The 4465-nt window shown below is 62.6% G+C and carries 7 protein-coding genes; all 7 read right to left on the bottom strand.

The features are described 5' to 3' along the window. Nucleotides 1–1141 (bottom strand): class I SAM-dependent methyltransferase (locus AC5JJ6_RS00630; protein ID WP_496040182.1); only part of this gene is annotated, 1141 nt, incomplete at its 3' end. A 94-nt stretch (nucleotides 1142–1235) separates the two neighbouring features. Beyond that, on the bottom strand, nucleotides 1236–1427 hold the full coding sequence (locus tag AC5JJ6_RS00625) for a hypothetical protein (protein WP_496040181.1): 192 nt from the start codon (nucleotides 1425–1427) through the stop codon (nucleotides 1236–1238). A gap of 166 nt (nucleotides 1428–1593) precedes the next feature. Next, a complete protein-coding gene (locus tag AC5JJ6_RS00620; RefSeq protein WP_496040180.1) occupies nucleotides 1594–2055 on the bottom strand; it encodes a hypothetical protein in 462 nt (153 codons plus the stop codon). An 11-nt stretch (nucleotides 2056–2066) separates the two neighbouring features. Next, a complete protein-coding gene (locus AC5JJ6_RS00615) occupies nucleotides 2067–2483 on the bottom strand; it encodes a hypothetical protein (RefSeq protein ID WP_496040179.1) in 417 nt (138 codons plus the stop codon). Beyond that, complete coding sequence (locus AC5JJ6_RS00610) at nucleotides 2483–2752, bottom strand: DUF6356 family protein (RefSeq protein ID WP_496040178.1); 270 nt, start codon at nucleotides 2750–2752, stop codon at nucleotides 2483–2485. The genes AC5JJ6_RS00615 and AC5JJ6_RS00610 overlap by 1 nt, the downstream gene beginning before the upstream one ends. 46 nt (nucleotides 2753–2798) lie before the next feature. Continuing rightward, a complete protein-coding gene (locus AC5JJ6_RS00605) occupies nucleotides 2799–3599 on the bottom strand; it encodes a SapC family protein (RefSeq protein WP_496040177.1) in 801 nt (266 codons plus the stop codon). A gap of 117 nt (nucleotides 3600–3716) precedes the next feature. Beyond that, the coding region (locus tag AC5JJ6_RS00600) for a hypothetical protein (protein WP_496040176.1) at nucleotides 3717–4465 on the bottom strand (749 nt) is incomplete at its 5' end.

Below are 4465 nucleotides of genomic sequence, written 5' to 3'. Positions count from 1 at the left end.
TGGCCTGCACGAGGCGGGCCAGCCCGATCTCGCGGATACTGTCCATGGTAAGCAGCTGACCCAACATCGCCGGTCCTTTGGCCAGCGCGTCCAGGACGGGCACGTAGGTTTCCTCATGAAGCGTTACCTCGCCGACTGCGAAGGTCGCCTTGAGTGGGATCAAGGCTCGCGGCGCGGTTAGAGCGAAGCGGGTGGCGTGCAGCAACTCGGCCTGTTCCTGCGGCGTCAGCCTGACGGAGCCCTTGACGAACATGTCTTTTCGGAACTGCTGGTTCAGGAAGTAGTCCCGTACGGTTTCGCGGAACAGCGGGTCGCCGATTTCGGCAAGTACCCGCTGGGCGTCCGCGGTCAGGTTGACCTGATCGACGTGGTCTGCGGGATTGGCTGAGGCGGCAAACGCCAGCTTGGCCTCATTCAGCTCACGCGCGACCTCAGCGAAGTACTGGGGCTGCCAGTCACGGTTAAAGTATTCATGTGCCAGATAATTGCGTGACATGGTTTTCAGGCGCTCCAGGCGCGGCACCACGCCCGGGTTGCTGCCGAAATAGCCTGCCTGGAACTCATTAAGCTGTTGGGCGAAGGCAATCGCCTTATCGATGCGCGCCACCATCGGCTCGGTCGAGCCCGCCGCGTGTTCGATCATCAGCTGCCTCAACGGCATGGTGGGCGACCAGCCGGGAAGGCAGTTATAGCTGATGTAGACCACACCCCCGAACTTCAGCTTGCGACGCAGGATCTCGCGGATGGTGCGGCGATTTTCGGGGCTGATCCAGCTGTAGATCCCATGCAGCGTGATGAAGTCGAACTCGGGCGTATCGGTCTCCAGCAGCTCGGCGAAACTTTTGTCGAAGAAGCGCACATTGGGCGTGCCCGCGGCGGCTGCGAGCTGCTGGGCACCAGCGGCATGGGAAGGATTGAAATCCGTGGCCCAGAAGTCACCTTGGGGATTGGCGGCGGCGATCAGGTTCGTGCTGAAGCCCTGGCCGAAGCCCAGCTCGCAGTAAGCAAAGGGCGACGAGAGCGACGGCGGCCTAATGCCCTTCAGGAGCATACAGAAAGCAAGGAAGGATGGTGTCAGCTCACGATAGAAGCCGTGCGTGTAGTCTATCTCAGAGACGTATCCGTCGGTCCAATTGCTCATGTTCCGTCCTTTGCGAGGTGCAGATCGCAATGTCACGGGATCTTGGTTAATGCTTTCTTAATTCAGACAACCCAAATCAGTCTCATGTCCTGGATCAGCCCTCGGCCTTCTCGTCGCCGAACAACGCCTTGCGCGTGACCGGGTCGTAGTAGCTCATCACCTGCTTGATGAAGGCCAGCGTGTCGGCAACGCCCAGCGCCTGAGCGAACACCTCGTAGTGGTCTGGCTGGACACGCAGCTTGCTTCGCCAAGCCGGCTTTTCCTCATATGAGTGCGCAAAAACCATTCTAACGGGGCAAAGTCATCGCCATGTTCTGGCATGACAACCCACCACAACGGCCAGCGCGAACGCGCACCAGCCGGCAATTAGAACAGGCGCCCTTATCAGCTCATCATGTCCAGACAGCTGCGGTAGAGATCGCCACCGTTTTTCACTTTCAGGATAATCGGGATCATGATTGGCCAGGCGTACCGTTCCGGCCGCCCCGGGGCTGGATTACGACACCGGCCGCGGCTAGAATGTGGCGGATTTTGCTCGAACTGCACCGGCACAGGATCGACAGATCATCGAGGGAGGCGCCGGCACGGTAGCGTTCGGCCAGTTCCTCGGAAGACAAAGGAAGGTTGGCGGTCCCTCGCTTGCCGCGACGCAGTGCCGCTTTAGCTGGACGATCAATCAACCTGATCTGGATACCAACGCCGATGAGCCTGCGGCGGATCTCGTCAGGATTGACCCTGTAGCCGAGCGATTGATATTGGGCTGCTATCTCGGCGAGTGTGGCACCCGTCTTGTAGTGCTCGGCTAGTTCCTCGATGGGAATGTCCGTAGCGGCCGCGTGATGAAGCTCGGGTTGCTCGGGACCATCGGCAGGAGGCGCGACAGGCGGAGGGATGACGGGGCGCGAGCCTGTCATGGAGCGATTGCTCAGCTCAACATGCCGATGCAACGCCGGTACAGATAGCCGACGCTGTCGCGCATCTGGTCGCCGTCAGCGCGCTGCAGGATCAGGTCGCTGGTCTCGCCGTTGGCGAACTGGAGCCTGACCCAGATGGTATCACCGCGCTCCTGATAGCGTGCCGGCACCTTGGACGCCGGAATATTCAGATCGAAGCCAGGGGGCAGATGCAGGATCGCCATGCCCTCCATGAATTCCATCCCGACATTCCCTTCCCGGCCATCGGCATGGCGCACCGAACAGGGCTTCTCCAGTTGCACCCAGTTGCCGCCCATCAGCCAGTTCGCCTCTGCCCGAGCGGAAGAGGTCAGCAGGAGCACGGCCGCGCTGGAAGCCAGCAGCCAGTGAGCCATTGCACGAAGCGGAAGCTTGTTGGCGAGGGTCATCAGATCACGTACTCCGCTGCCACGATCCACGTCGTCCCAACTTCCTGCGAAGTGGAGTGAGGAACGCCGCGCCCACGGGAGCGGATACGTCCGTGCAGCGCCAGGACGGTGCGGCTGCCGGTAGAGGTGCAGAGAAACGGCAGGACGCCGTGAACGCAGCACGCCAGGCCACCCACGATCATGCTGGCGCCGAAGCGGGTGGCGAACACCAGATGCTCCAGGTAGCTCTCGCCGACCGAGGAAGGGTGCTCCGTCATAAACCTGATCATGGTCATTTTCCTACTGGCGGGAAGCCGCAGCGCCCGTCTCTCGTTCTTAGAACACCAGGCGGATGTCGTCGGACAGGAGCCCCAGGTTGACATTGAGCGTCGCCAGCCTGGCAGCCTCAGCTTTGGCAGCCTCCGCCCGGGCGTGCTGTTCGTGGATCTCGGTCAGCCGCTTGAGGACCTTGGTCTGCTGCATCGACAGCATCTGCATGTAGGCGATTGGCAGGGCGCCGGCCCGGCGCAGCGTCAACACGGCGTCATCGTCCAGTGCGTTGAACCTATCCTCGGCGATGCGGTGCAGCCCGGTCACGGGAGTGTTCGTGCCGCTGTTGTTCAGAGTCAGGGGCCACGGCTCGATCACGCCGGCCTCGACCAACGCAGCGACAGCCAGATCGGTGGCAGCGTGATTGCGCTCAAGGTGGCCGAGGAAAGTCAGCACCTGTTTCAGGGTGTCGGCAAGGACGCCGTCGTCGGTGAAGAAAGCCTCGTTGTGGCCGGCATCGAACACCAGGCCGCTGCTCTCATCGATGCACAGGATGCTCTGCGCGGCGCCCTCGGGCCGCAACAGCCGGAATGGATAACCCCGCAGCACCATCGGTACATACTCGCCCATCCAACGGCCATCAGGTGCCACGAACAGGTTCCGGCCCGGGGCCAGCGACAGCACCGCCATCAGGACGTAACGGCCGTCCTGCTGCACGAAAGCAACCGGCATGCCCATTACCGCCTGGACGAGTTCGGAGGCGGCCAGCGGCAGCACCGCGTCACCGGCGGCAAAGGCGTAGGTCGTGTAATGGCGCCATGCCTTGCCGGCATGACGCTCGCGGCTGACAGCGGTGAACTCAGGCATGGGGGGATCCTGTTTGAGATGCTGCTGGTATCTCGGATTGTTGCGCCAGGTCGGCTACTCGGAAGGCTTGTCCCTCAATGACCATGGCAGACCGAAGGATGGGCGGAGGCGGCAGGCTCATGCTCGCAGGCTCCTCTTCACGGGCGCCTCAGGATGACGCCAGCTCCGACGAGCACCACCGTCGCTTCTCCAAACGATCTCCAGGGCGGAGGATGGCGGACGAGCCGCTGACACGTCTGGTGTGACGGGGTGGATGCGGTGGAAATCTCTTAGGCAGGTAGCATGCCATTCAGGGCTGGTAGCGAGCCCAGCCGCCCGAGCCGACCGGCAGACATTGACGGCAGTTTCCGCGCTGGAACAGGGATTGGCGCCCAGCAGATCCTCGGGGCAGCGCGCCCGCAACGCCTCCACCACCTCAGCAGGCGGCACCGGCCCATGGGCCAGCCACACCTCGGATTGGACGAACCCGTCCCGGCGGAACAGCTCGATCATATAGCCGGTCGCCGACTGCAAGCCCGGCGCTTGCCCAGGGGCGACTCCTATCATCGGCAGGAGCGGAGCCAGTGACGGCAGCGCGTGATTGGCAAAGATCCATATCCCCCAGTAGGCGTCCGCGATCTCGGCAAAGTGCTCGGCTCCACGAACCGCCTCCAACCCGGCCTCTGCCATGGGCAGGATCTCGACCTTGGGCTTAGTCACGGTTACCGTATCGTTGGCGACGTCGACATAGAGCCCGCCGAACTGGAGAGCAGTCTGGAAGTACCGGCCGCGCAAAACGCCCCAGACGCATCGGCCAACGCCTCCTGCTGCCATGAAGGCGCTCAGGGCACGGGCGCCGCGCTGGTCGGGTTTTGCCAACCCGGCTT

The organism is Skermanella sp. (genome assembly GCF_059503625.1).
Note: the sequence above shows the minus strand (reverse complement) of the source record. Positions and strands in the feature narration are given on the sequence as shown.

What these genes read in the sequence shown, in the direction of transcription:
- AC5JJ6_RS00625 (WP_496040181.1), bottom strand. Translation starts at nt 1,427, where the DNA reads ATGGTTTTTGCGCACTCATATGAGGAAAAGCCGGCTTGGCGAAGCAAG.
- AC5JJ6_RS00620 (WP_496040180.1), bottom strand. Translation starts at nt 2,055, where the DNA reads ATGACAGGCTCGCGCCCCGTCATCCCTCCGCCTGTCGCGCCTCCTGCC.
- AC5JJ6_RS00615 (WP_496040179.1), bottom strand. Translation starts at nt 2,483, where the DNA reads ATGACCCTCGCCAACAAGCTTCCGCTTCGTGCAATGGCTCACTGGCTG.
- AC5JJ6_RS00610 (WP_496040178.1), bottom strand. Translation starts at nt 2,752, where the DNA reads ATGATCAGGTTTATGACGGAGCACCCTTCCTCGGTCGGCGAGAGCTAC.
- AC5JJ6_RS00605 (WP_496040177.1), bottom strand. Translation starts at nt 3,599, where the DNA reads ATGCCTGAGTTCACCGCTGTCAGCCGCGAGCGTCATGCCGGCAAGGCA.